Source organism: Streptomyces sp. NPDC005017 (genome assembly GCF_042873115.1).
GTDB lineage: Bacteria > Actinomycetota > Actinomycetes > Streptomycetales > Streptomycetaceae > Streptomyces.
Map to the genome: position 1 here is coordinate 154777 of NZ_JBIALD010000010.1, position 22683 is coordinate 177459.

A 22683-nucleotide genomic window follows, 5' to 3' on the forward strand; every position below is an offset into this window, starting at 1 on the left:
CCGTCCCGGCGCCCCTTACAGGCCTGCCCCGGACCGGCGCGGGCGACCGAAAAACTTCGCACAAAATCTCCGCAGCCGTACAACCATTCCCCCGCGTCACCGATCTGATCATCCGAGTCAACAGACTCCTCGACCACTTAGGCCTCGCCGCGCTCACGGACCGTGTGCATCGAAGGGCAACGAGGCCTCTCCTTACGTGGGGAACAGACATGCGTATGCGTGCCACCCTCGGCGTCGTCACCGGCGCCCTGGTCCTGTCCGCTTTCGCCGCGCCGGCCGCCATGGCCGACAGTTCCGAGGGCGACACCAAGATCACCAAGGTTGTCGTGGACGGCGACAACGCGGTGGCTGTCGGTACGACCGCGAAGAAGTTCAAGGTCAGCGTCACGGCGACGGACGACTCGGGCATCCTGGGCGCCGAGGAGTTCACCCTCTACGGGCCGGGCTACGGCATCCTCGACAGCACCAAGCCCACCTGCGTGGCCGCCAACGCCACCACCTCGACCTGCACCGGCTGGGTCACGGTCGACCCGAAGACCGACATGCTGTTCAACAACAACGCCGGCACGTGGTACGTCGACGCGTGGATCGACGCGAAGGACGAGGACTACATCTGGAAGGAGAAGGCGGGCCCCTTCAAGTTCCAGCGCCACACCAAGCTGACGACCAACGCCTCTCCCGAGCCGGTCCGCAAGGGCAAGACCGTCACGGTCACCGGCAAGCTCACCCGCGTCAACTGGGAGACGCTGAAGTACAACAACTTCAGCAGCCAGTACGTGAAGCTCCAGTACAAGAAGAGGACCGCGACCGCCTGGTCCACGCTGAAGACGATCAAGTCGAACAGCCTCGGCAACCTGAGCACGACCACCACGGCCACGTACGACGGTTACTACCGCTTCGTCTACGCCGGCACCAGCGCCGCCGCGCCGGTCTACTCGGCCGCCGACTACATCGACGTCCAGTAAGTCCCCCGGTCCCACAAGACCGTCGACCGGCCCCGGCAACCAGCCGGGGCCGGACCCGTTCGCACACCGAATCACGAAGGATCTGCATGCGTACCCGTGCCACCGTGGCCACCGCTCTCGCCGCTCTCGCCGTGTCCGCCCTCGCCGTCCCGGTCGCACAGGCCGACGACGGCGCCGGGGACACGACGATCTCGAACGTCGTCGTGAACGGGGGCAAGCCGGTCGTGGTGGGCGCCACCACGACGAAGCGGATCACGGTCTCCTTCACCGTCAAGGACCCGTCGGGCGTCAAGAACGCCATGGCCCTGCTCTGGCACGGCACGACGTTCGACACCTCCGACAGCGGTGCCGTGGCCAACACGAGCAACCACTACTCCGTCTGCACCGCGGTGAGCGCCACCACCTCGACCTGCAAGGCGACCTACGACCTCAAGCCGCGCTACAACGCCGTCGACCAGGTCGCCGGCTACTGGAAGGTCTGGGCGCTCGCCTCCGGCAAGGACGCCGACTTCGTCCAGAAGGACAACGTCAAGACCTTCAAGCTCCAGCGCCTGTCCCGGCTCGCGGCGGCCAACGCCTCCCCGGAGCCGGTCCGCAAGGGCAAGACGCTCACCGTCACGAGCAAGCTGACCCGCGCCAGCTGGAACTACGCCAACTACGGCAACTTCAGCAGCCAGTACGTGAAGCTCCAGTACAAGAAGAAGGGCGCGACCGCCTGGTCGACCCTGAAGACGGTCAGGTCGAGCTCCACGGGCGCCCTGAGCACGACCACCACGGCGACCTACGACGGCTACTACCGCTTCTTCTACGCGGGCGTCACCACCAGCTCCTCGGCCGTCTCCGCGGCCGACTACATCGACGTGCAGTAGTCCCGTCGGGTCCTCGTGACCCTCGTCGGCATGCGCCGAGCCGCGCTGCCGCCTACGCCGGGAAGCGGCGGTCGACCCCTCTCCACAGGAGTTCCAGGGCGGCCGCCGCGACCGCGGCGATGCCGACGGCGAGCCAGGGCATCGTCACCCCGACCAGCCGCAGCGCGAAGAACTCCTGGAGCCACGGCACCACCAGCACCAGCAGGAAGGCGCCGCCCATGGAGGCGACCAGCAGGACGCGCCACCAGGTGTAGGGGCGGGCGATGATGGCCAGCACCCACATCGACACCAGGAACAGCGTCAGGGTCGCCGCGCTGGTCTCGGCGTCCAGCGCGTCCTCGCCCGAGTAGTACCGGCCGGCGATCAGATACGTGGTGAAGGTCGCGGCCGCGGCGACGACCCCGCCCGGGATCGCGTAGCGCATGACCCGCCGCACGAAGTGCGGTTTCGCGCGTTCCTTGTTGGGCGCGAGGGCCAGGAAGAAGGCCGGGACGCCGATGGTGAGGGTCGACAGCAGGGTCAGATGGCGGGGCAGGAACGGGTAGTCCACCTGCGTGCAGACCACGAGGACCGCCAGCAGCACCGAGTAGACGGTCTTGACCAGGAACAGCGTCGCCACCCGTGTGATGTTCCCGATCACCCGGCGGCCCTCCGCGACCACCGACGGCAGCGTGGCGAAGCTGTTGTTCAGCAGCACGATCTGCGCGACCGCCCGGGTCGCCTCCGAGCCGGTGCCCATGGCGACGCCGATGTCGGCGTCCTTCAGCGCGAGGACGTCGTTCACCCCGTCGCCGGTCATGGCGACCGTGTGCCCGTGGGACTGGAGGGCGCCGACCATGTCCCGCTTCTGCTGCGGGGTGACCCGCCCGAACACCGTGCCCTCGTCCAGCGCCGCGGCCATGCCGTCCCGGTCGGCGGGTATCCGGCGCGCGTCCACCGCCGATCCGGCGAGGCCCAGCTTGCCCGCGACCGCGCCCACCGACACCGCGTTGTCGCCGGAGATGACCTTCGCGCGGACGTTCTGCTCGGCGAAGTAGCGCAGGGTGTCCGCGGCGTCCGGGCGCAGCCGCTGCTCCAGCACGACCAGCGCGGCGGGCCGGGCGTCCCGGCCGACCTCCGGGTCGTCGAGTTCGCGCCCGGTGCGGGCGAGCAGCAGGACCCGCAGCCCCTCCTCGTTCAGCCGCACGGTCTCGCCGAGGGCGGGGTCGTCGTCGGCGAGCAGCACGTCGGGGGCGCCCAGCAGCCAGCTGCTGGACTCCCCGTCGCCCTCGCTGAAGGCGGCGCCGCTGTACTTGCGCGCGGAGGAGAAGGGCAGCGCCTGTACGCACCGCCACTCCTCGCTGTCCGGGTAGGCGTCGATGATCGCCTTCAGGGAGGCGTTGGGCCGCGGGTCGGACTCGCCGAGCGCGCCCAGCACCCGGCGGACGTAGGTCTCGTCGAAGCCGTCGAGGACGCGCAGGGAGGTGACGTCCATGCCGCCCTCGGTGAGGGTGCCGGTCTTGTCCAGGCAGACGGTGTCGACCCGGGCGAGGCCCTCGATGGCGGGCAGCTCCTGCACGAGGCACTGTTTGCGGCCGAGCCGGATCACGCCGATGGCGAAGGCGACGGAGGTGAGCAGCACCAGCCCCTCGGGGACCATCGGCACGATGCCGCCGACCGTGCGGGCGATGGAGTCCCGCAGGTCGTTGCTCTCGACGACCAGCTGGGTGACGATCAGGCCGAGCGCGGCCGGGATCATCATCCAGGTCACGTACTTCAGGATCGTGGAGATGCCCGAGCGCAGCTCGGAGTGGACGAGGGTGAAGCGGGAGGCCTCCTCGGCGAGCTGGGCGGCGTACGCCTCGCGGCCGACCTTGGTGGCCTGGAAGGCGCCGCCGCCCGCGACCACGAAGCTGCCGGACATCACCTGGTCGCCGGGGCGTTTGACGACCGGGTCGGCCTCACCGGTCAGCAGCGACTCGTCGATCTCCAGGCTGTCGGCCTCGACGCACACGCCGTCCACGACGATCTTGTCGCCCGGCCCGATCTCCAGGATGTCGTCCAGCACGATCTCCGAGGTGCCGACCTCCACGGCCGCCCCGGCGCGGCGTACGGTCGGCCGGACCTCGCCGATCACCGCGAGCGAGTCCAGGGTCTTCTTCGCCCGCCACTCCTGGAAGATGCCGATCCCGGTGTTCGCGATGATCACGAAGCCGAACAGGCTGTCCTGGATCGGTGCCACGACCAGCATGATCAGCCACAGCACACCGATGATCGCGTTGAACCGCGTGAAGACGTTGGCGCGGACGATCTCGGTCAGGGACCGGCTGCTGCGGACCGGTACGTCGTTGACCCGGCCGTCGGCGACCCGCTCCGCGACCTCGGCCGCGGTCAGTCCGTGCGCCGGGTGGGACGGCACGGGTAGGGGATGCACAGGATCGAGTTCGGCGCCCGCGTCGATGTGCGACATGCCTTCGACGGTACGTGCGGAGCGTGGCGTTCACCCGCCGAGTGCGCGCAAGTTCCGACCACGGGAGGAGACGGCTCCTGCCGTGGTCGTACGGGGGACGCCGTGGGCGTGCCCGGCGGACCCGCCCGGCCGCTCCCCGTATCCCGCCCTGTGAGCCTCGGGCCCGTATCCGTCGGACAGGCCCGGAAGGCCGGTGCCGTCGGACAGGTAGGGGGCCGGCGCCTCCAGCCTCGCCGCTTCGGCGCGGCTGGGCGCGGCTAGGCCCTGTCGTCGGACTCCCGTCGTCGTCCGGAGGGCGGCCCCGCGGCGTCAGGTGCGTGCTCTGGGGGTTCCCCCCTCCGGGGGGAGTGCCGGGTGCAAGCCCTCGTACCGGACGTACTCGGGCTGGTGCCCGGTGCGGCGAGTGGGTGCGCCTCCCACGAAGTGGGGGAGCGTGCATGGCGTCGCGGGGCGGGCGGGAGTTCGACGACAGGGCCTAGGAGGCCGGTGCTTCCGGCCCCGCCGCCTCGGCCCGCTTGATCGCCGCGTCGCGTCGGCGGACGTACCAGATGCCGATCAGCCCGAGGCCGGCGCCCGCCAGACAGGTCCACACCCACCAGGCGTGCCCGCGGTCGTCGAACCAGCCGTAGAACGGCAGCTGGACCAGGAAGAGGACGAACCAGAGGATCGTGCCGCCGACGACGACGGGCACCACCGGACCCTCCAGGGGTTCCGGCGCCTCGTGCTTGGGGATCCACTTCGCCATGCGCACAGCTTACGAGGCCGATCGGGCCTGCCCGCGGCTGCACGCCCCGAACCGGGTCTACGCGCGGAGATGGCGGCTGAGAACCTCATATGTTCATACTGAAACCGTTTATGTCTGACCACTTCTGTTCGTAGGAACCAACAAATGCCCACCTCGGCCCCCGCCAAGGTCCCCGCTCCGGAGCAGCCCGGCGGCGCGCCGGCCTACGGCGCCCTCGACCGTTTCTTCAAGATCTCCGAGCGCGGCAGCACCCTGTCCCGCGAGGTCCGCGGTGGTTTCGCCACCTTCTTCGCGATGGCCTACATCATCGTGCTGAACCCGATCATCCTCGGCAGCGCGAAGGACGTGTACGGCCACCAGCTCGACAACGGCCAGCTGGTCACGGCCACCGCGCTGACGGCCGCGTTCACCACCCTGCTCATGGGCGTGATCGGCAACGTCCCGATCGCGCTGGCCGCCGGCCTCGGCGTGAACTCCGTCGTCGCCCTCCAGCTCGCCCCGCGGATGTCCTGGCCGGACGCCATGGGCATGGTCGTGCTGGCCGGCTTCGTGGTGATGCTGCTGGTCGCCACGGGTCTGCGCGAGCGCGTGATGAACGCGGTGCCCTTCGGGCTGCGCAAGGCGATCTCGATCGGTATCGGCCTGTTCATCATGCTGATCGGTCTGGTCGACGCCGGCTTCGTCTCCCGCATCCCGGACGCCGCCCACACCACGGTCCCGCTCCAGCTCGGCCTGGACGGTCACCTCAACGGCTGGCCGGTGCTGGTCTTCATCCTGGGCGCCCTGCTGACCCTGTCCCTGATCGTGCGCAAGGTGCCCGGGGCGATCCTGATCTCGATCGTCGCCATGACCGCCCTCGCGATGGTCATCGAGGCCGTCGCGCACATCCCTTCCTGGGGTCTGACCACCCCGAAGTGGCCGGGCAACCCGGTCGCCACCCCCGACTTCGGGCTGGTCGGCGAGGTCAGCCTGTTCGGCGGCTTCGGCAAGGTCGGCGTGCTCACCGGCGTCCTGTTCGTCTTCACCGTGCTGCTGTCGTGCTTCTTCGACGCGATGGGCACGATCATGGGCGTCAGCGACGAGGCCAAGCTGACCGACGCCCAGGGCCAGATGCCCGGCATCAACAAGGTGCTCTTCGTCGACGGCCTCGCGGTCGCCGCGGGCGGTGCCAGCTCCTCCTCGGCCACCACGGCCTTCGTGGAGTCCACCGCCGGTGTCGGCGAGGGCGCCCGCACCGGCTTCGCGAACCTCGTCACCGGCGGTCTGTTCACGCTGGCGCTGTTCCTCACGCCCGTCGCCACGATGGTCCCGTCCCAGGCCGCCACCCCGGCGCTGCTCGCGGTGGGCTTCCTGATCCTGGCGGGCTCGGTCAAGGACATCGACTGGGCCGACTACACGATCGCCGTCCCGGCCTTCGTGACCATGGTGATGATGCCGTTCACGTACTCGATCACCAACGGCATCGGCATGGGCTTCATCACCTTCGTGGTGATGCGGCTGGCGGCCGGCCGGGGCAAGGACGTCCCGGTGGCGATGTACGTCGTCTCCGCCGTGTTCCTCTTCTACTACCTGATGCCCGCCCTCCAGCTCACCTGACGGAGGCGGCCGGGGCTTCGGCGGAAGGCCGTCGCGGGGCGCCTCAGGCGTGGCCGTAGAACTTCTCGGTCTCCTCGACGGCGGTCTGGAACCGCTGGTCGAAGTCGTCGCGGATGAGCGTCCGGACCACATAGTCCTGGACGCTCATTCCTCTTTTCGCCGCATGATGCCGGAGCCGTTCGAGCAGCTCCCCGTCTATGCGCAGGCTGAGCACGCTGGTCCCCATGCGTACGAGAGTCGCGGCATGCGGGCGCCCGATGGGTGGCTTTTCGCCACCCTCTCACTCATATGGGTGACCTCGCGTTAGCCCGGATGACGAGGGCGTTCGAGTGGCACGGGTCACGGGTGTCCCGGCGTGCCCCGAGTGGTCTTTAGCGAGAGTAATGAGTTACGCTAATGACATGCCGGACCTCACCCATGGCGACGACGCTGCCGCCGTGAACTCCCTGCGCTCCGCCGTGATGCGGCTCTCCCGCCGACTCAAGCACCAGCGGGTCGACGAGTCGCTGAGCCCCACCGAGATGTCGGTGCTGGGCACCCTGTCCCTCTGCGGCCGGGCGACCCCGGGCGAACTGGCCCGCAAGGAGCACGTCCAGCCGCCGTCGATGACCCGCATCGTCGCGCTGCTGGAGGCCAAGGGCCTGGTCCGGCTCGAGCCGCACCCCGAGGACCGACGCCAGAAGGTGGTCACCCGCACCGAGCAGGCCGAGGCGATGCTCGACGAGAGCCGCCGCAAGCGCAACGCCTTCCTGGCGGCTCTGGTCGAGGACCTCGACGAGGACGAGTGGGCGAAACTGCGCGCCGCCGCCCCCGTGCTGGAGAAGCTCGCGCATCTGTAAGCAGACACCGAGGAGGCGAACCCTTTTGAGTACGGGACCCGGAGCACACTCCGCCCCCGCACCGACCACCCACGACTCCGACTCGCCCCCGGCCGGGGGCGTCCGCCGGACCCCCGCACCACCGCCCGAGGCCCGTCGCCGGACCTCGATGTTCGCCTCGCTGGGAATCCGTAACTACCGCCTCTTCTTCCTGGGCCAGGCGGTGTCGAACATCGGCACCTGGATGCAGCGCATCGCCCAGGACTGGCTGGTCCTCAGCCTCACCGGCTCGGCCACCGCCGTGGGTGTCACCACGGCCCTCCAGTTCCTGCCGATGCTGCTGCTCGGCCTCTACGGCGGCGTCCTCGTCGACCGGCTGCCCAAGCGCGGCACCCTGCTGGTCACCCAGGCCGCGATGGCCGTCACCGGCCTGGCCCTGGCACTGCTGACCCTCACCGGCCGGGTGGAGGTCTGGCACGTCTACGTCGCCGCCCTCGCCGTCGGACTCGCCACCGTGGTCGACAACCCGGCCCGGCAGTCCTTCGTCACCGAGATGGTCGGCCCCGACCAGCTCCAGAACGCCGTCAGCCTGAACTCCGCCAACTTCCAGTCCGCCCGGCTGGTCGGCCCCGCCGTCGCGGGCCTGATGATCACCGGCGTGGGCACGGGCTGGGCGTTCCTGTTCAACGGCCTGTCCTTCGTGGCACCGGTCGCCGGACTGCTGCTGATGCGGGCCCGTGAACTGCACGTGGTGGAACGCGCCCCGCGCGGCAAGGGCCAGCTCCGCGAGGGCCTGCGCCATGTCTCAGGCCGGCCCGAGCTGATCTGGCCGATCGTGCTCGTCGGGTTCGTCGGCACCTTCGCCTTCAACTTCCCGGTCTATCTGTCGGCCTTCACGGACGACGTCTTCCACGGCGGCGCGGGCACCTACAGCCTCCTCAACACCCTGATGGCCGTCGGCTCGCTCGCCGGCGCGCTGCTGGCCGCCCGGCGCGGCACGGCCCGGCTGCGGGTGATGAGCGTGGCGGCCATGGTCTTCGGCCTGGTCGAGATCGTCGCCGCCGCGAGCCCCGCCCTGTGGATGTTCGCGCTGCTGATGATCCCGCTGGGCCTGTTCGGCATGACGATCAACGTCACGGCCAACACGGGCATCCAGATGGCCACCGACCCGGCCATGCGCGGCCGGGTGATGGCGCTCTACATGATGGTGTTCCTCGGCGGATCGCCGATCGGGGCCCCGATCGTCGGCTGGGTCACGGACACCTACGGCCCGCGCGTCGGCCTCGCGGCGGGCGGCGCCGTCGCCGCGCTCGCGGCCGCGGTGATCGGGCTGGTCCTGGCCCGCACGGGCGGACTGCGGCTCTCGGTGGGCTGGGCGCACGGCCACCCGGTGGTGCGGTTCGTGCCGCGCGAGCGGCGCGAGGAGCTGGCCGCGGTGGCGTGACCCGCGGCGGCCGCCCGGGCGGGATCTGCGGCCCCGGGCGGGGCCGGAGGCGGCGGGCGGGATCTGCGGGACCGGGCGGGGACCGGAGGCGGCGGGCCCGCCCCGGTCGGCAGCCTCCGGTCCCCGCCGGTGGCAGGGTGGCCCCTATGAGACTCTTCGCCGCCGTGCTGCCCCCCACCGACGCGATCAGCGAACTGGCCGCAGAGGTCGCCGAGTTGAAGAAGCTGCCCGGTGCCGACCGGCTGCGCTGGACCGGCCGCCCGGGCTGGCACTTCACCCTGGCCTTCTACGGCGAGGTCGACGACACCGTCGTACCGGAACTGTCGGAGCGGCTGGAGCGGGCCGCGCACCGTAGTGACCCCTTCCCGCTGGCCGTGCGCGGAGGGGGCCAGTTCGGCCACGGCCGGGCCCTGTGGGCGGGGGCCGAGGGCGATCTGGAGGCGCTGCGGCGCCTCGCCGACCGCAGTGAGGCGGCGGCGCGCAGGGCGGGCGTCGACATGGGCGCCCACCGGCGCTACACCCCGCACCTCACGGTGGCCCGCAGCCGCGACGCGGTCGACGTGCGGCCCCAGCTCGACCTGCTCGCCCGTTTCACCGGCAGCACCTGGACGGTGGGCGAGCTGGCCCTGGTGCGCAGCAGCCTGCCCGTCTCCGGAGTGCCCGGCGAGCAGCCCCGCTACGAGGCGGTCGCCCGACTGCCGCTCGGCGCGTCCGGTTAGGCTCGGTGCCGTGGACCCGAAGACCAGGAACCGGATCATGGCCGGTGCGCTCGTGCTGATGTTCGTAGTCGTGGCGATGGCGGCGGCCGTGGGGAAGTAGACCAGGCCGCCGCATCGCGCTGCCTTCGCGCCTACCAGGCGAAGGCCTCCGGGGAGGGGCCCGGGCCGGGGAAGATCTCGTCCAGCTCGGCGAGCAGCTCGGGGGCGAGGTCCAGCTCGACGGCCCGCAGCGCGGAGCCGAGCTGTTCCGCGGTGCGCGGGCCCACGATCGGCCCCGTCACTCCCGGCCGGGTGAGCAGCCACGCCAGCGCGACCTCGCCGGGCTCCAGCCCGTGCTTGTCGAGCAGTTCCTCGTAGGCCTGCACCTGCGTCCGTACGGCCGTGTCGGTGAGTGCCTCGGCCGTGCGGCCGCCGGCGCGCCGGCCGCCCTCGACCTCCTTGCGGATCACCCCGCCCAGCAGTCCGCCGTGCAGGGGCGACCACGGGATGACGCCGAGCCCGTACTCCCGCGCGGCCGGGACGACCTCCATCTCGGCGCGGCGCTCGAAGAGGTTGTAGAGGCACTGCTCGCTCACCAGGCCGTAGGAGCCGCGCCGGGCCGCGGTCTCGTTGGCCTGGGCGATCTTGTAGCCGGGGAAGTTGCTGGACCCGGCGTAGAGGATCTTGCCCTGGGCGACGAGGGTGTCGACGGCCTGCCAGATCTCCTCGAACGGCGTCGACCGGTCGACGTGGTGGAACTGGTACAGGTCGATGTGGTCCGTGCCCAGCCGCTTCAGCGATGCGTCCACGGCCCGCCGGATGTTGAGCGCGGACAGCTTGTCGTGGTTGGGCCAGGCCTCGCCGTCGGCGGCCATGTTGCCGTACACCTTCGTGGCGAGCACGACCTTGTCGCGGCGCCCGCCGCCCTTGGCGAACCAGCTGCCGATGATCGACTCGGTGCGGCCCTTGTTCTCGCCCCAGCCGTAGACGTTGGCCGTGTCGAAAAGATTGATGCCGGCGTCCAGCGCCGCGTCCATGATGGCGTGGCTGTCGGCCTCGTCCGTCTGGGGGCCGAAGTTCATCGTGCCGAGGACCAGTCGGCTGACCTTGAGTCCGGTGCGTCCGAGCTGTGTGTACTCCATGTCCCCAGCCAACGGCCTGGAGTGCGCTCTAGGCAAGACCCGCCGTTGCTTCACGGGTTCGGCGTGTACCTGTTTCCCAGCCCCCACGCCTGGTGCATCGCCTCCGCGAAGGCCGCCGCCAGCTTGTGTTCGCCGCTCGCGCTCGGGTGGGTGCCGTCGTAGGTGTCGGTGAGGAGGTCGTAGGACTCCCCGACCGAGGCCAGCAGCAGCGGGGAGCCCGGTTCGTCGAGGTCGGCGATCTCCTTGGCCAGCAGCACGTTGAACTGCGCGACCTGCTCGGCGAAGTCCGCGTCGTCCTGGGCCCGGACGTTCGGGATGACCGGCAGCACGACCATGCGGATCCGGGGGTTGGCCGACCGGGCGGCCGTCACGAAGGCGCGGACGTTCTCCGCGGTCTGCTCGGCGTTGGTGTAGAAGCCCAGGTCGATCAGGCCGAGCGAGACCAGCAGGACGTCGGCCCGGCAGCGCCTGACCGCGTCGGCGATCAGCGGGGCCATGTGGAGCCAGCCCTCGCCCCAGCCGGCCAGATGGGCGCGGGGGAAGCCGGGGTCGGCGTACTCGTGGGAGGTGGGCTCGCCCGTGGCCGGGTCGTGGAGCGTCTCGCGGGGGCCGACCAGCGCGAAGGGCCCGCCGTGGGTGTCGCGCAGGTGCTGCCACATCCGGTGGCGCCAGGTGTGTTCGCCCGCGCTGCCTATGGTCATCGAGTCGCCTACGGGCATGAACCTGAGCATCCGCTCATCATGGAGGATCGGACGTCCCGCCGGAGTCCCCTGGCGGTGTGAGGACCACCACCCGGCAGGTCCCGCGCGGTCCCCGGGCCGATCAAACCGCCGCCGAGGTGGCAGGCTTGAGCGCATGCGCCGATCCCTCGCCGCCGTGCTGTCCGCGGCCGCCGCCTGCCTGCTCGTGGGCCTCGCCCAGCCCGCCTCCGCCGCCGACGGGGACGAGGGGTTCACCATCAAGGACCCGCGCATCACCGAGTCCAGCGGCCTGACCGCCTCCCGGCAGCACCCGGGCGTCTACTGGACCCACAACGACCAGGACACCGGCGCCTTCCTCTACGCCGTCGACAGCGCCACCGGCGAGACCGTCGCCACGGTCACCATGACCGGCGTCGGCGCCCCGCGCGACGTGGAGGGCATCGCCATGGGACCCGACAACCAGCTCTACGTCGGCGACATCGGCGACAACCTCGGCGGCACCTGGGAACACGTCTGGGTGTACAGGCTCCCCGAGCCCAAGGAGCTGAAGGACCAGTCGGTGCGGGCCACCCAGTACGTCGTCAAGTACGCCGACGGCCCCCGCGACGCCGAGTCGATCCTGGTGCACCCGAAGACCGGGGACGTCTACCTCATCGACAAGAACGAGGACGGCGGGCACCTCTACACCGCCCGCGCCCCGCTGTCCCCCACCGGCACGAACATGTTCGAGCGGGTCGCCCCGATCGACCTGTGGGCCACCGACGCCGCCTTCTCCCCGGACGGCGAGCGGTTCGTCGTGCGCGGCTACCTGGGCGGCATCGCCTACGACTGGAACGACGGCAAGCCCCGGCGGCTGGAGCGGGTCAGCGTGCCGCTGGGCCAGGGTGAGTCCGTCAGCTACTCGGCCGACGGCACGAAGCTGATGCTCGGCATGGAGGGCGCCGGCAGCGCGGTGGAGGCGCAGGACGCGCCCGGCGGCCCCGGCGGCTCCGACTCGCCCTCGTCCGGCGGCGGTTCGGGCGCGGCCGCCGACGGCGACGAGGGCGGGCCGGGCCTGCGCGTCGAGTACGTCGTCGTCGGCGCCGTCGCCCTCGGCCTGTTCGGCGTCACCCGGCTCAGGAGGCGGCGCTCGTAGGGACCGGGGGCCCGGCGGCCCGGCGCCGAGGTGCGCCGGGCCCGGGCCGGTGAGCCGTGCTCACCTGTTCCAGTGCCGGCGCACGTGCTCCTCGACGGCCCGCGCCCACTTCTCCCGGTCCATGTCCGCGTAGGCGAGCGTCACCGGCGGGTTGCCGCCCGGGTGGACGTCCATCTCCTCGGCGAAGGCGATGAGGACGGTCTCCAGCTCCCAGCCCTGGTAGTCCCAGGACTCGGGGAAGTGGAAGTCCAGCTCCTGCCAGTAGTCCGTGGAGCGGCGGGCCTTGTAGCGCTCGGGCCAGGCCTGGGAGAAGACCTTCACCTCCGACTCGTGGAAGCGGAAGCCCAGGTCCTCGTAGATGTCGAAGAGCATGTCCTGCGCCGGCAGCGCGTGCACCTCGATCTCGTCGAAGTCGCCGCGGTCGACGGCCCCGTCGACGGCCAGCTCGGTGCGCACGGCCACCCGGCTGCCGCGCAGGCGCTCGCCGCGGGCGTGGGTGAACGGCATGGTCCAGGGCACGTCGACGCGGACCTGGCGGGCGAGTTCCGCCCCGGCCGGGAGTCGGAAGGGCTCCTCGGTGACGGCGGTGACGGCGTACGGGTGGTTCCAGGCGGTGGAGCCGTCCACCTCGCGGTCCTCGGCCCGGACGACGAGCTCCAGGCGCAGCCGCTCCACGTCGAGGTCGGCGCCGCCGCCGCGGAGCCGGACGGTGAGGTCGAGCGGGGCGCCGGGCAGGACGCGCTCGGTGTCGACCACGGTGTCCACCGTCGGGGCGTTGGAGCCGAGCGTGCGCAGGAACGTGCGAAGTGCCATGTGGCGGGTCCCCTCCCGTTGGTGACGGTCCGTTCGCGGGCCGTCGTTCCGGGAGCCTATGCCGAAATGATCAATTCCGGGCGCGCTGTGACACCAGCGACTCGAGGCCGTCGAGCATCCGTTGCAGTCCGAACTCGAAGTGGTCGAACTCGGGGCCGAAGGCGTCCTCGGAGAGGGAGGCGAGGGCGGGGTAGCGGCCGCTCGTCATGACCCGTTCGAGGAACGGGTACTGCGCCTGCCAGAACTCGGCGTCGGTCAGGCCGGTGTGCCGCTCGGCCTCCTGGGCGTACAGCTGGGTGCGGGCGGCGCCCACGACGTAGGCGTCGATCATGATGATCACGGAGACCAGCTCGGGGTCGGTCAGCCCCATGGGCGGCTTGATGCGGGTCAGCACCTCCTCCATGCCGCCGAGGGCGCTGGGACCGAGGATCGGGCGGTACTGGTTGACCCCCAGCAGCCAGGGGTGGCGGCGGTAGAGGCCGAGGAGTCCGCGGGCCGAGGCCTCCAGGGCGGCCCGCCAGCCGTCCTCGGGGGCGGTGGCGGTGAGTTCCGGCGACGGGACCTGGACGCGGTCCAGCATCAGGTCGAGCAGCTCGGCCTTCCCGGGGACGTGGCGGTACAGGGACATGGCGCCGGTGCCGAGCTCGGTGGCCACCCGTCGCATCGAGAGCGCCGCTAGGCCCTCTGCGTCCGCGACCCGGACGGCCGCGTCCACGATCCGGTCGAGCGACAGGGCCGGTTTCGGCCCCCGGGTGGGCCGGTGTCCGGTGTCCCACAGCAGTTCGAGGGTGCGGACGATGTCACCCCTGCCGCTGGCCTGCGTACCGCTGTCACCGCTCGTCATGCGGGCCAGTCTAGGACCCCGCCGAAAAACTGAGTACGGCGTACGCGTAATCGGGTACGGTGTACTCAGTTCTGAAGGAGGGGCTATGGACGACGACGGATACGCGGTACGGGCGCACGGGCTGGAGAAGAGGTACGGCGACAAGCGCGCCCTGGACGGCTTCGACCTGACCGTCCGGGAGGGCACCGTGCACGGCCTGCTGGGGCCGAACGGCGCCGGCAAGACGACCGCCGTGCGCATCCTGTCCACGCTGGTCGGGCTGGACGGGGGCAGCGCCACGGTGGCGGGCCTGGACGTGGCCCGGCAGCCGCGCGAGGTGCGCGCGCGGATCGGACTGACCGGGCAGTACGCGGCGGTCGACGAGGTGCTCACCGGCCGGCAGAACCTGGAGATGTTCGGGCGGCTGTTCCACCTGGGCGGCAGGCTCGCGAAGTCCCGTGCGAGCGAACTGCTGGAGCGGTTCGACCTCACCGACGCCGCCGACCGGGGCGTCGGCAAGTACAGCGGCGGCATGCGGCGCCGCCTCGACCTCGCCGCCTCGATGATCCTCGCTCCGGCCGTGCTGTTCCTCGACGAGCCGACGACCGGGCTCGACCCGCGCAGCCGCGGCGAGGTCTGGGAGTCCGTACGGGCGCTGGTGGCGGGCGGCACGACCGTGCTGCTGACCACCCAGTACCTGGAGGAGGCCGACCGGCTCGCCTCCCGGATCACCGTCATCGACCAGGGGCGGGCCATCGCCGACGACACCCCCGACGGCCTGAAGAGCGCGGTGGGAGGCGACCGCATCGAGGTCGTCGTCGCCGAACGGTCGGACATCCCCCGGGTCGTGAAGACCGTCGCCCGGGTCTGTGACGGCGAACCCGATTCGGACGAGGCCGAGTTGAGGGTGCACGCCCAGGTCACGGACCGGGTCGCCGCGCTCACCGAGGTGGCCCGCACCCTTCAGGACGAGGGCGTGCGGGTGGAGGACATCGGACTGCGCAGGCCGAGCCTCGACGACGTGTTCCTGCGCCTGACCGGACACCGCACCGAGAAGGAGGAGGCGGCCGTATGAGCGCCCCGGACCTCACCGCCCCGCGCCGCGGACGCGTCCACTGGGCGCTCGCCGACTGCTGGAACATCGTCCGCCGCGGTCTGACCCACTACCAGCGCCAGCCCGTCAACATCGCCTGGCAGCTCGGCTTCCCGATCCTGTCGGTACTGCTGTACGGGTATGTCTTCGGCTCGGCGATGACCGTGCCGGGCGGCGGCGACTACACCGAGTTCCTGATGCCCGGCATGTTCGTGATGACGATGGCCTTCGGCTTCATCAACACCGCGACCGTCGTCGTGTACGACTCCACCAAGGGGGTCATCGACCGGTTCCGCTCCATGCCGATGGCGTCCTCGGCCGTGGTCGCCGGGCGCGGGGTCACCGATCTGCTGATCGCCTGCGCCGAGTTGGCCATCATGGTGCTCACCGCCCTCGCCATGGGCTGGCGGCCGGACGGCGGCTTCGGCTTCCTCGCCGCCTTCGGGCTGCTGCTGTGGCTGCGGTTCGCGCTGATCTGGCTCGGCGTCTGGCTCGGCCTGCTGGTGCCCAACCCGGAGGCCGCGGGCGGGCTGTTCGCGGTCGCCTTCCCGCTAACGATGATCTCCAGCATCTTCGTCGCCCCGCAGCTGATGCCCGACTGGCTGGGGTGGGTCGCCGCGTGGAACCCGATCTCCTCCACCGCCGCCGCCACCCGTGAGCTGTTCGGCACGCCCGCCGGGGCCGGTGACTCCTGGGTGGAACAGCACGCGCTGCTGATGGCGGGGGTGTGGCCCGTCGTCCTCACGGCTGTGTTCCTGCCCCTGGCCGTCCGGCGGTTCCGGGGTCTTGGCCGCTGAGAGACGACGAAGGGGCGTCCGCCGTCCTGGCGGGCGCCCCTTCGTCGTACCGGTGACGGTTACAGCTTCTCGATCACGTAGTCCACGCACTTCGTCAGCGCCTCGACGTCCGCCGGGTCGATCGCCGGGAACATCGCGATGCGCAGCTGGTTGCGGCCGAGCTTGCGGTAGGGCTCGGTGTCCACGATGCCGTTGGCGCGCAGCACCTTGGCGACCGCGGCCGCGTCCACGTCGTCGGTGAAGTCGATCGTGCCGATGACCGCCGAGCGCTTCGCCGGGTCGGTGACGAACGGGTTGGCGTACTTCACGTCCTCTGCCCAGCCGTACAGCGTGCGCGCGGAGGTGGCCGTGCGGCGGACCGACCAGTCCAGGCCGCCCTGGCCGTTGATCCACTCCAGCTGCTGGTTCAGCAGGAAGAGGGTGGACAGGGCCGGGGTGTTGTACGTCTGGTTCTTGCGGGAGTTGTCGATCGCCGTGGGCAGGCTGAAGAACTCCGGGATGTGCCGGCCGGACGCGTGGATCCGCTCGGCGCGCTCGATCGCCGCCGGGGAGAACACGCCGATCCACAGGCCGCCGTCGGAGGCGAAGGACTTCTGCGGGGCGAAGTAGTAGACGTCCGTCTCGGCGATGTCGACCGGCAGGCCGCCCGCGCCGGAGGTCGCGTCGACCAGCACGAGGGCGCCCTCGTCGGCGTCGGCCACGCGCTTGAGCGGCATGGCCACGCCGGTGGAGGTCTCGTTGTGGGTGAGGGCGTAGACGTCCACACCCTCCTGCGCGACGGCCTCGGGGTGCGTGCCCGGCTCGGAGACGATGACGTCCGGCTCGGCGAGCCAGGGGGCCAGCTTGGCCGCCTTGGCGAACTTCGAGGAGAACTCGCCGAAGTTCAGGTGCTGCGACTTGTTCTCGATCAGGCCGTGGGTGGCGATGTCCCAGAACGCGGTCGAGCCGCCGTTGCCGAGGATCACCTCGTAGCCCTCGGGCAGCGAGAACAGCTCGGAGATGCCCTCGCGCACCTGGCCGACCAGGTTCTTCACCGGGGCCTGGCGGTGGGAGGTGCCGAGCAGGGACGTGCCGGTGGCGGCCAGGGCGTCCAGCGCCTCCGTCCGCACCTTGGAGGGACCCGCGCCGAAACGTCCGTCGGCGGGCTTGATGTCAGCGGGAATCTGGATCTCAGCCACGGGGGGAGCGTAGCCGGTGGGGGTCGGCTCGGTGAAACGTCGTCCGTCGCGTGAGACGGGGTGCGTGTCGAGGGGCTGGGGGCTGTGCCCCCTTGTCCTCAAGCGCCGGACGGGCTGGGAGTGCCTGCGGCGGCCCGTTCCTGTCCGGTGGGGGTCGGCGTGGCGCGTTCGGTGGGGTGGTGGTGCGGGGCCGGGGGGGGGGGTATCCGTCCTCGGTCCGCCGGACTGGTTGCTTACGGGGGTTCTGGTGTCTGACGGCGGCCGCTGCGGGCGGACACCCCCCGCCCCGTCCCCTTGCCGCCGTACGCGGCGCCGCTGCGGGCATGCGTGCCGCTAAGGGCGGCACGGGTGGGCGCTGCGGCACCTCGTCGCGCCGAGTTGCGCACCGCCCCGTCCTCAGCCCCCACCGGGCGGTACGTCGCTGACGCCGAGTTGCGCACCGCCCCCGCTTCAGCAACCGCCGGGCGGCACCTCGCTGACGCCGAGTTGCGAAACGCCGCGGCTTCCCGACGTCCCTCGCCTCACGGCTGGTTGAGTGGCGGCATGCCCGAGTTGCAGGCCGCCCTGCGTTCCTCAGTCCGCGGCGACGTCCGTTTCGACGTCACCTCCCGTGCCCTCGTCACCATGGACGCCTCCAACTACCGCCGGGTCCCGGTAGGGGTGGTCGCCCCTCGGGACGCCGACGACGTGGCGGCCGTACTGGCGGTGTGCCGCGAGCACGGCGTGCCGGTCGTGCCGCGGGGCGGCGGTACGTCCATCGCGGGGCAGGCGACCGGGACGGGCGTCGTCCTCGACTTCACGCGGTACATGAACCGGCTGGTCGGCCTGGACCCCGAGAGCCGGACGGCCGTCGTCCAGCCGGGGCTCGTCCTCGATCGGCTCCAGGAGGCCGCCGCCCCGCACGGGCTCCGCTTCGGGCCGGACCCCTCCACGCACAGCCGCTGCACCCTCGGCGGGATGATCGGCAACAACGCCTGCGGTTCGCACTCGGTGGCCTGGGGCACGACCGCGGACAACGTGCGGGAGCTGGATGTCGTCACCACGCGTGGTGAGCGGCTGCGGCTCGGGAAGGGCTGGGCCGGGGCGCCCTCCGGGCTGAGGGAGCTGGCCGAGGGGGAGCTGGCGCGGCTGCGGACCGGTTTTCCTGCGCTGCCCCGTCGCATCTCCGGGTACGCCCTGGACGCGCTGCTGCCGGAGAGGGGTGTGGACGTCGCCCGCTCCTTCTGCGGATCGGAGGGGACGTTGGGCGTGTTGACGGAGGCGGTCGTCGGTCTCGTGGAGGTGCCCCGCGCGCGTGCCCTCGCGGTGCTCGGATACGTCGACGAGAGCGCGGCGGCGGAGGCGGCGGCCGGGCTGTTGCCGTACGGGCCGCTGACCGTGGAGGGCATGGCCGCCGATCTGGTGCCGTCGCTCGCCGATCTGCCGCTCGGCAGGGCCTGGCTGTTCGTGGAGACCGGCGGGGAAACGCAGGGGGAGGCACGCGCGCGTGCGGACGCGATCGTCCGTGCGGCCGACTGCCTCGACGCGATGGTGGTGAGCGATCCGGTCGGGCAGCGGGCGCTGTGGCGCATCCGTGAGGACGCGGCCGGCACGGCGACACGTATGCCGGACGGTACGGAAGCCTGGCCCGGCTGGGAGGACTGCGCAGTACCACCCGCGCGGCTCGGAGGGTATCTGCGTGAGTTCCGGGGGCTGCTGGCCGCGCACGGGCTGCGCGGGACGCCGTACGGTCACTTCGGGGACGGCTGTGTTCATGTCCGCATCGACTTCGATCTGCTGAGTGAGGCCGGGGTGGCCCGCTTCCGGCGCTTCTCCGGGGATCTGGCCCGTCTGGTCGTGGCCCACGGCGGTTCGCTCTCGGGCGAGCACGGTGACGGGCAGGCGCGTGCCGAGCTGCTGCCGGTGATGTACGGCCCCGAGACGGTCGCCCTCTTCGAGCGCGCCAAGGCCGTGTGGGACCCCGAAGACCTGCTCAACCCGGGCGTCCTGGTCCGCCCGGCCCCCCTGGACTCCAACCTGCGGTTCGCGGTCCTGCCCCGCCGGCCCGTCGACGTGGCCTTCGGCTACCCGGCCGACGGCGGCGACTTCTCGGCCGCCGTCCGCCGCTGTGTCGGCGTCGCCAAGTGCCGTACGACGTCGTCGGCCGGTCCCTCCGTGATGTGCCCGTCCTTCCGGGCGACCGGAGAGGAGGAGCACTCCACGCGCGGGCGGGCCCGGCTGCTGCACGAGATGCTCGCCGGGGAACTGGTGACCGACGGCTGGCGGTCCACCGAGGTCCGTGACGCCCTGGACCTCTGTCTGTCCTGCAAGGGCTGCCGCTCGGACTGCCCGGTCGGCGTCGACATGGCCACGTACAAGGCGGAGTTCCTGCACCACCACTACGCGGGGCGCCGCCGCCCGGCCGCGCACATCGTCATGGGGCGGCTGCCGGAGTGGCTGCGGTGGGCGGCCCGGCTGCGGGCGGCCCGCGTGCTCAACGCTCTGGCGGGCGTACGGCCGCTCTCCCGGCTCGCCAAGCGGCTCGGCGGTGTCGCGGCCGAGCGGGAGATCCCACGGCTGGCGGCCGAGCCGTTCGGCCGCTGGTGGCGCCGCCGCGAGCAGGGCGCGGGTGCGGGTGCCCTGGTGGTGCTGTGGCCGGACACCTTCACCGAGCACCTGTCCCCGTCCGTGGGGCGGGCGGCCGTACGCGTGCTGGAGGCGGCCGGGCTGCGGGTGGCGCTGCCGCCGACGCTGCTGCCGCGCGGGCGGCGGCTCGCGGACGGGCGCACCCGGTCCGCCGCCGCGCTGCTGGGCGTGCGCCGGGGGCGCGTGTGCTGCGGGCTGACGTACGTCTCCACCGGGCAGCTCGACCGTGCCCGTACGGTGCTGCGCCGCACCCTTGACCTGATGGAGCCGGTCCTCGACTCCGGGGCGCCGGTCGTCGTGCTGGAGCCGAGCTGCGCGGCCGCGCTGCGCACCGATCTGCCCGAGCTGCTCGCGGACGATCCCCGGGCGGCGCGGCTGGCCGGACTGGTGGTCACGTTCGCCGAGGCGCTGGAGCGGTGTGCGCCCGGCTGGCGGCCGCCGGTGCTGGACCGGCCCGTGACCGGGCAGACCCACTGCCATCAGCACGCGGTCCTCGGCGACGCGGCCGAACGGCGGCTGCGGGCGGCGGCGGGCCTGAGCGGGGAGCTGTCCGGCGGGTGCTGCGGTCTCGCCGGGAACTTCGGGTTCGAGCGCGGGCACTACGACGTGTCGGTGGCCTGCGCGGAGGAGCGACTGCTGCCGTCCGTGCGGTCGGCCCCGGCGGGGGCGGTGGTGCTGGCGGACGGGTTCTCCTGCCGTACGCAGCTGGAGCAGGTGGGCGGGGTGCGGGGGCGGCATCTCGCGGAGATCCTGGCGGAGGGCCTGGCGGAGGGCCCGACCGACGGGGAGTCAGGGGTGTGAGGGCTGTACACGCCTGACGTGAGTCCATTACTGTGGACTGGTAAGTGCATCGTGATGAACATGATCATGTCCGCGCCCAGCCTCAGGAAGCCCCGTGAGCACTTCGAGCACCACTCCCACGCCGGCCCCGGCGTCCACGGCGGCGTCCGCGCCGGTGAGCGCGGGCAAGCCCGGCCGGCGACCCGGCGGCTCGCTGGGTTCCCTGGGGCCCGTCGGGCTGGTGCTGGCGGGCGGGATCTCCGTGCAGTTCGGCGGGGCGCTCGCCGTGACGCTCATGCCGCGGGCCGGCGCGCTCGGCGTGGTGACCCTGCGGCTGCTGGTCGCGGCGGTCGTGCTGCTGGTCGTGTGCCGGCCCCGGCTGCGCGGCCACTCGCGTGCCGACTGGGGCACGGTGGTCGTCTTCGGCATCACCATGGGCGCGATGAACGGGCTGTTCTACGCGTCCGTCGACCGCATCCCGCTCGGCGCGGCCGTCACCCTGGAGGTGCTCGGCCCGCTCGCCCTGTCCGTGATCGCCTCCCGGCGCGCGGTGAACCTCGTCTGGGCCGGGCTGGCCCTCGCGGGGGTGTTCCTGCTCAGCGGTGGAGGCTTCGGCGGGCTCGACCCGGTGGGTGTGGCGTTCGCGCTGGGGGCGGGCGCGATGTGGGCGGCGTACATCGTCTTCAGCGCCCGCACGGGCCGCCGCTTCCCGCAGGCCGACGGCCTCGCCCTGGCCATGGCCGTGGCCGCCCTGCTCTTCCTCCCCCTGGGCCTCGCCGAGTCCGGCGCGAAGCTCGCCGACCCGGTGACCATCGCCCTCGGCGCGGGCGTGGCGATCCTTTCCTCCGTCCTGCCCTACACCCTCGAACTCCTCGCCCTGCGCCGCCTCCCCGCCCACACCTTCGCCGTCCTGATGAGCCTGGAACCGGCCATCGCCGCGGCAGCCGGCTTCCTCATCCTCGACCAGGCCCTCACCACCACCCAGTCCGCCGCGATAGCCCTCGTCATCGCCGCGAGCATGGGCGCGGTGCGGACACAGGTGGGCCGCCGGAAGGCGCCTGTGGAGTAGCGGCCTCGGCTGCTGACCGGCGGAAGTCCGGCCGGTGGGGCGCGACCAGGGCCCTTCCGACGGATCTCCGTGGGAGTAGGAGCGGCGTCCGGTGCGGGCGATCGGCGTGCGGTGCGGAGGGTCGTGTGGCGGAGCCGCCACCTGTCCCTTCGCGCCGTGCGGCTGGGGGTACCTCCCACGCCCTTGAGACGGTGGGGGAGTGCGTGCCGGGCGTCGCGACGCCGCGGAGATCCGTCAGAAGGGCCATAGGGTCGGAGCCGTGCTCCGAACCAACCCGGGCCCGGCGCTCGGCCGGCCCGTGATCCCTCGCCCCGAGCGGTCACCGGCCGCCCTGCGGGCGGCCTGCGCCGTCGTGGCCCCGCGCTCCTCCCGGCCCTATGGCAGGGCCAAGGACCAGGCGCTGGACGAGGCCGTCGAGCGCGGCTCGCTGGCACCCGTGCACGCCTGGCTCGCCCACTGGGCCGCTCTGATCGAGATCGAGCGGCATCCGGAGGCGGCGAAGCGGTACCGCCACGCGGTGTACCCGGCCCGGATCGCCACCGCCCCGGAGGAGGCACGCGAGCACCTCACCACCGCGAGCGCGCTCTACCGCGAGGCGGCTTCAGGGGCGGCCTGACGCCGACCCTTCAGTTCTTCACCGACCCCAGGAAGGCCGACCAGGCGGTTGCGGGGAAGGCGAGTGCCGGGCCGTCCTTGGCCTTGGAGTCGCGGACGGCCAGTCGATCTGGCCGATCAGGGAGCCCGTGCAGAAGGCGATCGAGCCCAGGGCCTTCTGGGTCAGCCCGGCCGCCTCTCGCGCGCGGCGCAGTTCGTAGCCGTAGTAGTCCAACGGGGATGCGCTGGGGTCGAGTTCGCGGATGTGCACGGTGACCACCTCCTGTCACCGAGCGTAGCCATGCAACTGCGAAAAGGTGCGGGGATGTGGAGAACTAATTAATGCAAG

Annotated in this window: 21 protein-coding genes and 1 pseudogene; 12 read left to right on the forward strand and 10 right to left on the reverse strand. The window is 71.9% G+C overall.

Annotated features, from left to right (window positions below; translation table 11 throughout):
* Positions 1 to 209: 209 nt before the first annotated feature.
* Entirely contained in the window at positions 210 to 965 is a 756-nt protein-coding gene (locus ACFYR0_RS17615) for a calcium-binding protein (protein ID WP_389328144.1), read from the forward strand.
* A gap of 86 nt (positions 966 to 1051) precedes the next feature.
* Positions 1052 to 1834 carry a DUF5707 domain-containing protein gene (locus ACFYR0_RS17620; protein ID WP_389328147.1) on the forward strand — a complete coding sequence of 261 codons (783 nt, stop codon included), beginning with the start codon at positions 1052 to 1054 and terminating at the stop codon, positions 1832 to 1834.
* Between the two features lie 52 nt (positions 1835 to 1886).
* On the opposite strand, the gene ACFYR0_RS17625 is transcribed toward ACFYR0_RS17620, so the two are convergent.
* Positions 1887 to 4283 carry an HAD-IC family P-type ATPase gene (locus tag ACFYR0_RS17625; protein WP_389328150.1) on the reverse strand — a complete coding sequence of 799 codons (2397 nt, stop codon included), beginning with the start codon at positions 4281 to 4283 and terminating at the stop codon, positions 1887 to 1889.
* A gap of 475 nt (positions 4284 to 4758) precedes the next feature.
* Positions 4759 to 5028 (reverse strand): DUF2530 domain-containing protein, encoded by a 270-nt coding sequence (locus ACFYR0_RS17630; RefSeq protein WP_389328153.1) that lies wholly within the window; start codon positions 5026 to 5028, stop codon positions 4759 to 4761.
* Between the two features lie 144 nt (positions 5029 to 5172).
* Between ACFYR0_RS17630 and ACFYR0_RS17635 the strand changes: the two genes are divergently transcribed.
* Positions 5173 to 6624, forward strand: coding sequence for an NCS2 family permease (locus tag ACFYR0_RS17635; RefSeq protein ID WP_389328156.1), 1452 nt, complete (start codon positions 5173 to 5175; stop codon positions 6622 to 6624).
* A gap of 43 nt (positions 6625 to 6667) precedes the next feature.
* On the opposite strand, the gene ACFYR0_RS17640 is transcribed toward ACFYR0_RS17635, so the two are convergent.
* Positions 6668 to 6850: a ribbon-helix-helix protein, CopG family gene (locus tag ACFYR0_RS17640; protein WP_389328159.1), complete on the reverse strand. Its 183-nt coding sequence runs from the start codon at positions 6848 to 6850 to the stop codon at positions 6668 to 6670.
* 175 nt (positions 6851 to 7025) lie between these two features.
* Between ACFYR0_RS17640 and ACFYR0_RS17645 the strand changes: the two genes are divergently transcribed.
* From ACFYR0_RS17645 to thpR, 3 genes are all read left to right on the forward strand, one after another.
* Positions 7026 to 7463, forward strand: a complete 438-nt coding sequence (locus ACFYR0_RS17645; protein ID WP_389328162.1) for a MarR family winged helix-turn-helix transcriptional regulator — start codon at positions 7026 to 7028, stop codon at positions 7461 to 7463.
* A 25-nt stretch (positions 7464 to 7488) separates the two neighbouring features.
* A complete protein-coding gene (locus ACFYR0_RS17650; protein WP_389328165.1) occupies positions 7489 to 8886 on the forward strand; it encodes an MFS transporter in 1398 nt (465 codons plus the stop codon).
* A 146-nt stretch (positions 8887 to 9032) separates the two neighbouring features.
* On the forward strand, positions 9033 to 9605 hold the full coding sequence (thpR, locus tag ACFYR0_RS17655) for an RNA 2',3'-cyclic phosphodiesterase (RefSeq protein WP_389328168.1): 573 nt from the start codon (positions 9033 to 9035) through the stop codon (positions 9603 to 9605).
* 131 nt (positions 9606 to 9736) lie between these two features.
* Here the strand turns inward: thpR and ACFYR0_RS17660 are convergent, their stop codons facing one another.
* Both ACFYR0_RS17660 and ACFYR0_RS17665 read right to left on the reverse strand, forming a co-directional pair.
* The gene (locus ACFYR0_RS17660) at positions 9737 to 10726 is read right to left on the reverse strand and encodes an aldo/keto reductase (RefSeq protein WP_389328171.1); all 990 of its coding nucleotides are present in this window, start codon (positions 10724 to 10726) and stop codon (positions 9737 to 9739) included.
* Between the two features lie 50 nt (positions 10727 to 10776).
* Positions 10777 to 11457, reverse strand: a complete 681-nt coding sequence (locus ACFYR0_RS17665) for an SGNH/GDSL hydrolase family protein (RefSeq protein WP_389328174.1) — start codon at positions 11455 to 11457, stop codon at positions 10777 to 10779.
* Positions 11458 to 11581: 124 nt separating this feature from the next.
* On the opposite strand from ACFYR0_RS17665, the gene ACFYR0_RS17670 reads away from it, so the two are divergent.
* Complete coding sequence (locus ACFYR0_RS17670) at positions 11582 to 12562, forward strand: WD40 repeat domain-containing protein (protein WP_389328178.1); 981 nt, start codon at positions 11582 to 11584, stop codon at positions 12560 to 12562.
* 60 nt (positions 12563 to 12622) lie between these two features.
* Here the strand turns inward: ACFYR0_RS17670 and ACFYR0_RS17675 are convergent, their stop codons facing one another.
* Both ACFYR0_RS17675 and ACFYR0_RS17680 read right to left on the reverse strand, forming a co-directional pair.
* Positions 12623 to 13375, reverse strand: coding sequence for a sporulation protein (locus ACFYR0_RS17675; protein ID WP_389328181.1), 753 nt, complete (start codon positions 13373 to 13375; stop codon positions 12623 to 12625).
* Positions 13376 to 13445: 70 nt separating this feature from the next.
* Complete coding sequence (locus tag ACFYR0_RS17680) at positions 13446 to 14219, reverse strand: TetR/AcrR family transcriptional regulator (RefSeq protein WP_389328184.1); 774 nt, start codon at positions 14217 to 14219, stop codon at positions 13446 to 13448.
* 85 nt (positions 14220 to 14304) lie between these two features.
* On the opposite strand from ACFYR0_RS17680, the gene ACFYR0_RS17685 reads away from it, so the two are divergent.
* Together ACFYR0_RS17685 and ACFYR0_RS17690 are read left to right on the forward strand one after the other, a co-directional pair.
* Positions 14305 to 15273 carry an ATP-binding cassette domain-containing protein gene (locus ACFYR0_RS17685; RefSeq protein ID WP_389328187.1) on the forward strand — a complete coding sequence of 323 codons (969 nt, stop codon included), beginning with the start codon at positions 14305 to 14307 and terminating at the stop codon, positions 15271 to 15273.
* On the forward strand, positions 15270 to 16088 hold the full coding sequence (locus ACFYR0_RS17690) for an ABC transporter permease (protein ID WP_389328191.1): 819 nt from the start codon (positions 15270 to 15272) through the stop codon (positions 16086 to 16088). Before ACFYR0_RS17685 ends, ACFYR0_RS17690 begins: the two co-directional genes overlap by 4 nt.
* 59 nt (positions 16089 to 16147) lie before the next feature.
* Here ACFYR0_RS17690 and serC read toward each other — a convergent pair whose 3' ends face one another.
* The gene (gene serC / locus ACFYR0_RS17695) at positions 16148 to 17266 is read right to left on the reverse strand and encodes a phosphoserine transaminase (protein ID WP_389328194.1); all 1119 of its coding nucleotides are present in this window, start codon (positions 17264 to 17266) and stop codon (positions 16148 to 16150) included.
* Between the two features lie 543 nt (positions 17267 to 17809).
* On the opposite strand from serC, the gene ACFYR0_RS17700 reads away from it, so the two are divergent.
* The 3 genes from ACFYR0_RS17700 (at position 17810) to ACFYR0_RS17710 (ending at position 22356) form a co-directional block, all read left to right on the forward strand.
* Positions 17810 to 20692, forward strand: coding sequence for an FAD-binding and (Fe-S)-binding domain-containing protein (locus tag ACFYR0_RS17700; RefSeq protein ID WP_389328197.1), 2883 nt, complete (start codon positions 17810 to 17812; stop codon positions 20690 to 20692).
* A 94-nt stretch (positions 20693 to 20786) separates the two neighbouring features.
* Positions 20787 to 21740, forward strand: a complete 954-nt coding sequence (locus tag ACFYR0_RS17705; protein ID WP_389328200.1) for a DMT family transporter — start codon at positions 20787 to 20789, stop codon at positions 21738 to 21740.
* Positions 21741 to 21999: 259 nt separating this feature from the next.
* Positions 22000 to 22356, forward strand: coding sequence for a DUF6247 family protein (locus ACFYR0_RS17710; protein ID WP_389328203.1), 357 nt, complete (start codon positions 22000 to 22002; stop codon positions 22354 to 22356).
* Between the two features lie 10 nt (positions 22357 to 22366).
* On the opposite strand, the gene ACFYR0_RS17715 is transcribed toward ACFYR0_RS17710, so the two are convergent.
* Both ACFYR0_RS17715 and ACFYR0_RS17720 read right to left on the reverse strand, forming a co-directional pair.
* Complete coding sequence (locus ACFYR0_RS17715; protein ID WP_389328462.1) at positions 22367 to 22489, reverse strand: DUF397 domain-containing protein; 123 nt, start codon at positions 22487 to 22489, stop codon at positions 22367 to 22369.
* A pseudogene (locus ACFYR0_RS17720) lies at positions 22441 to 22605 on the reverse strand (XRE family transcriptional regulator); the annotation flags it as partial. The pseudogene ACFYR0_RS17720 and the gene ACFYR0_RS17715, both read right to left, overlap by 49 nt.
* Positions 22606 to 22683: the final 78 nt, after the last annotated feature.

Excerpts from the sequence above, each read along its gene's own strand:
- ACFYR0_RS17645 (WP_389328162.1), top strand. The coding sequence starts at position 7,026 with ATGCCGGACCTCACCCATGGCGACGACGCTGCCGCCGTGAACTCCCTG.
- ACFYR0_RS17630 (WP_389328153.1), bottom strand. The coding sequence starts at position 5,028 with ATGGCGAAGTGGATCCCCAAGCACGAGGCGCCGGAACCCCTGGAGGGT.
- ACFYR0_RS17635 (WP_389328156.1), top strand. The coding sequence starts at position 5,173 with ATGCCCACCTCGGCCCCCGCCAAGGTCCCCGCTCCGGAGCAGCCCGGC.
- ACFYR0_RS17615 (WP_389328144.1), top strand. The coding sequence starts at position 210 with ATGCGTATGCGTGCCACCCTCGGCGTCGTCACCGGCGCCCTGGTCCTG.
- ACFYR0_RS17700 (WP_389328197.1), top strand. The coding sequence starts at position 17,810 with ATGCCCGAGTTGCAGGCCGCCCTGCGTTCCTCAGTCCGCGGCGACGTC.
- ACFYR0_RS17660 (WP_389328171.1), bottom strand. The coding sequence starts at position 10,726 with ATGGAGTACACACAGCTCGGACGCACCGGACTCAAGGTCAGCCGACTG.
- ACFYR0_RS17690 (WP_389328191.1), top strand. The coding sequence starts at position 15,270 with ATGAGCGCCCCGGACCTCACCGCCCCGCGCCGCGGACGCGTCCACTGG.
- ACFYR0_RS17670 (WP_389328178.1), top strand. The coding sequence starts at position 11,582 with ATGCGCCGATCCCTCGCCGCCGTGCTGTCCGCGGCCGCCGCCTGCCTG.
- ACFYR0_RS17680 (WP_389328184.1), bottom strand. The coding sequence starts at position 14,219 with ATGACGAGCGGTGACAGCGGTACGCAGGCCAGCGGCAGGGGTGACATC.
- ACFYR0_RS17640 (WP_389328159.1), bottom strand. The coding sequence starts at position 6,850 with ATGGGGACCAGCGTGCTCAGCCTGCGCATAGACGGGGAGCTGCTCGAA.
- thpR (WP_389328168.1), top strand. The coding sequence starts at position 9,033 with ATGAGACTCTTCGCCGCCGTGCTGCCCCCCACCGACGCGATCAGCGAA.
- ACFYR0_RS17620 (WP_389328147.1), top strand. The coding sequence starts at position 1,052 with ATGCGTACCCGTGCCACCGTGGCCACCGCTCTCGCCGCTCTCGCCGTG.
- ACFYR0_RS17625 (WP_389328150.1), bottom strand. The coding sequence starts at position 4,283 with ATGTCGCACATCGACGCGGGCGCCGAACTCGATCCTGTGCATCCCCTA.
- ACFYR0_RS17665 (WP_389328174.1), bottom strand. The coding sequence starts at position 11,457 with ATGCTCAGGTTCATGCCCGTAGGCGACTCGATGACCATAGGCAGCGCG.
- ACFYR0_RS17685 (WP_389328187.1), top strand. The coding sequence starts at position 14,305 with ATGGACGACGACGGATACGCGGTACGGGCGCACGGGCTGGAGAAGAGG.
- ACFYR0_RS17675 (WP_389328181.1), bottom strand. The coding sequence starts at position 13,375 with ATGGCACTTCGCACGTTCCTGCGCACGCTCGGCTCCAACGCCCCGACG.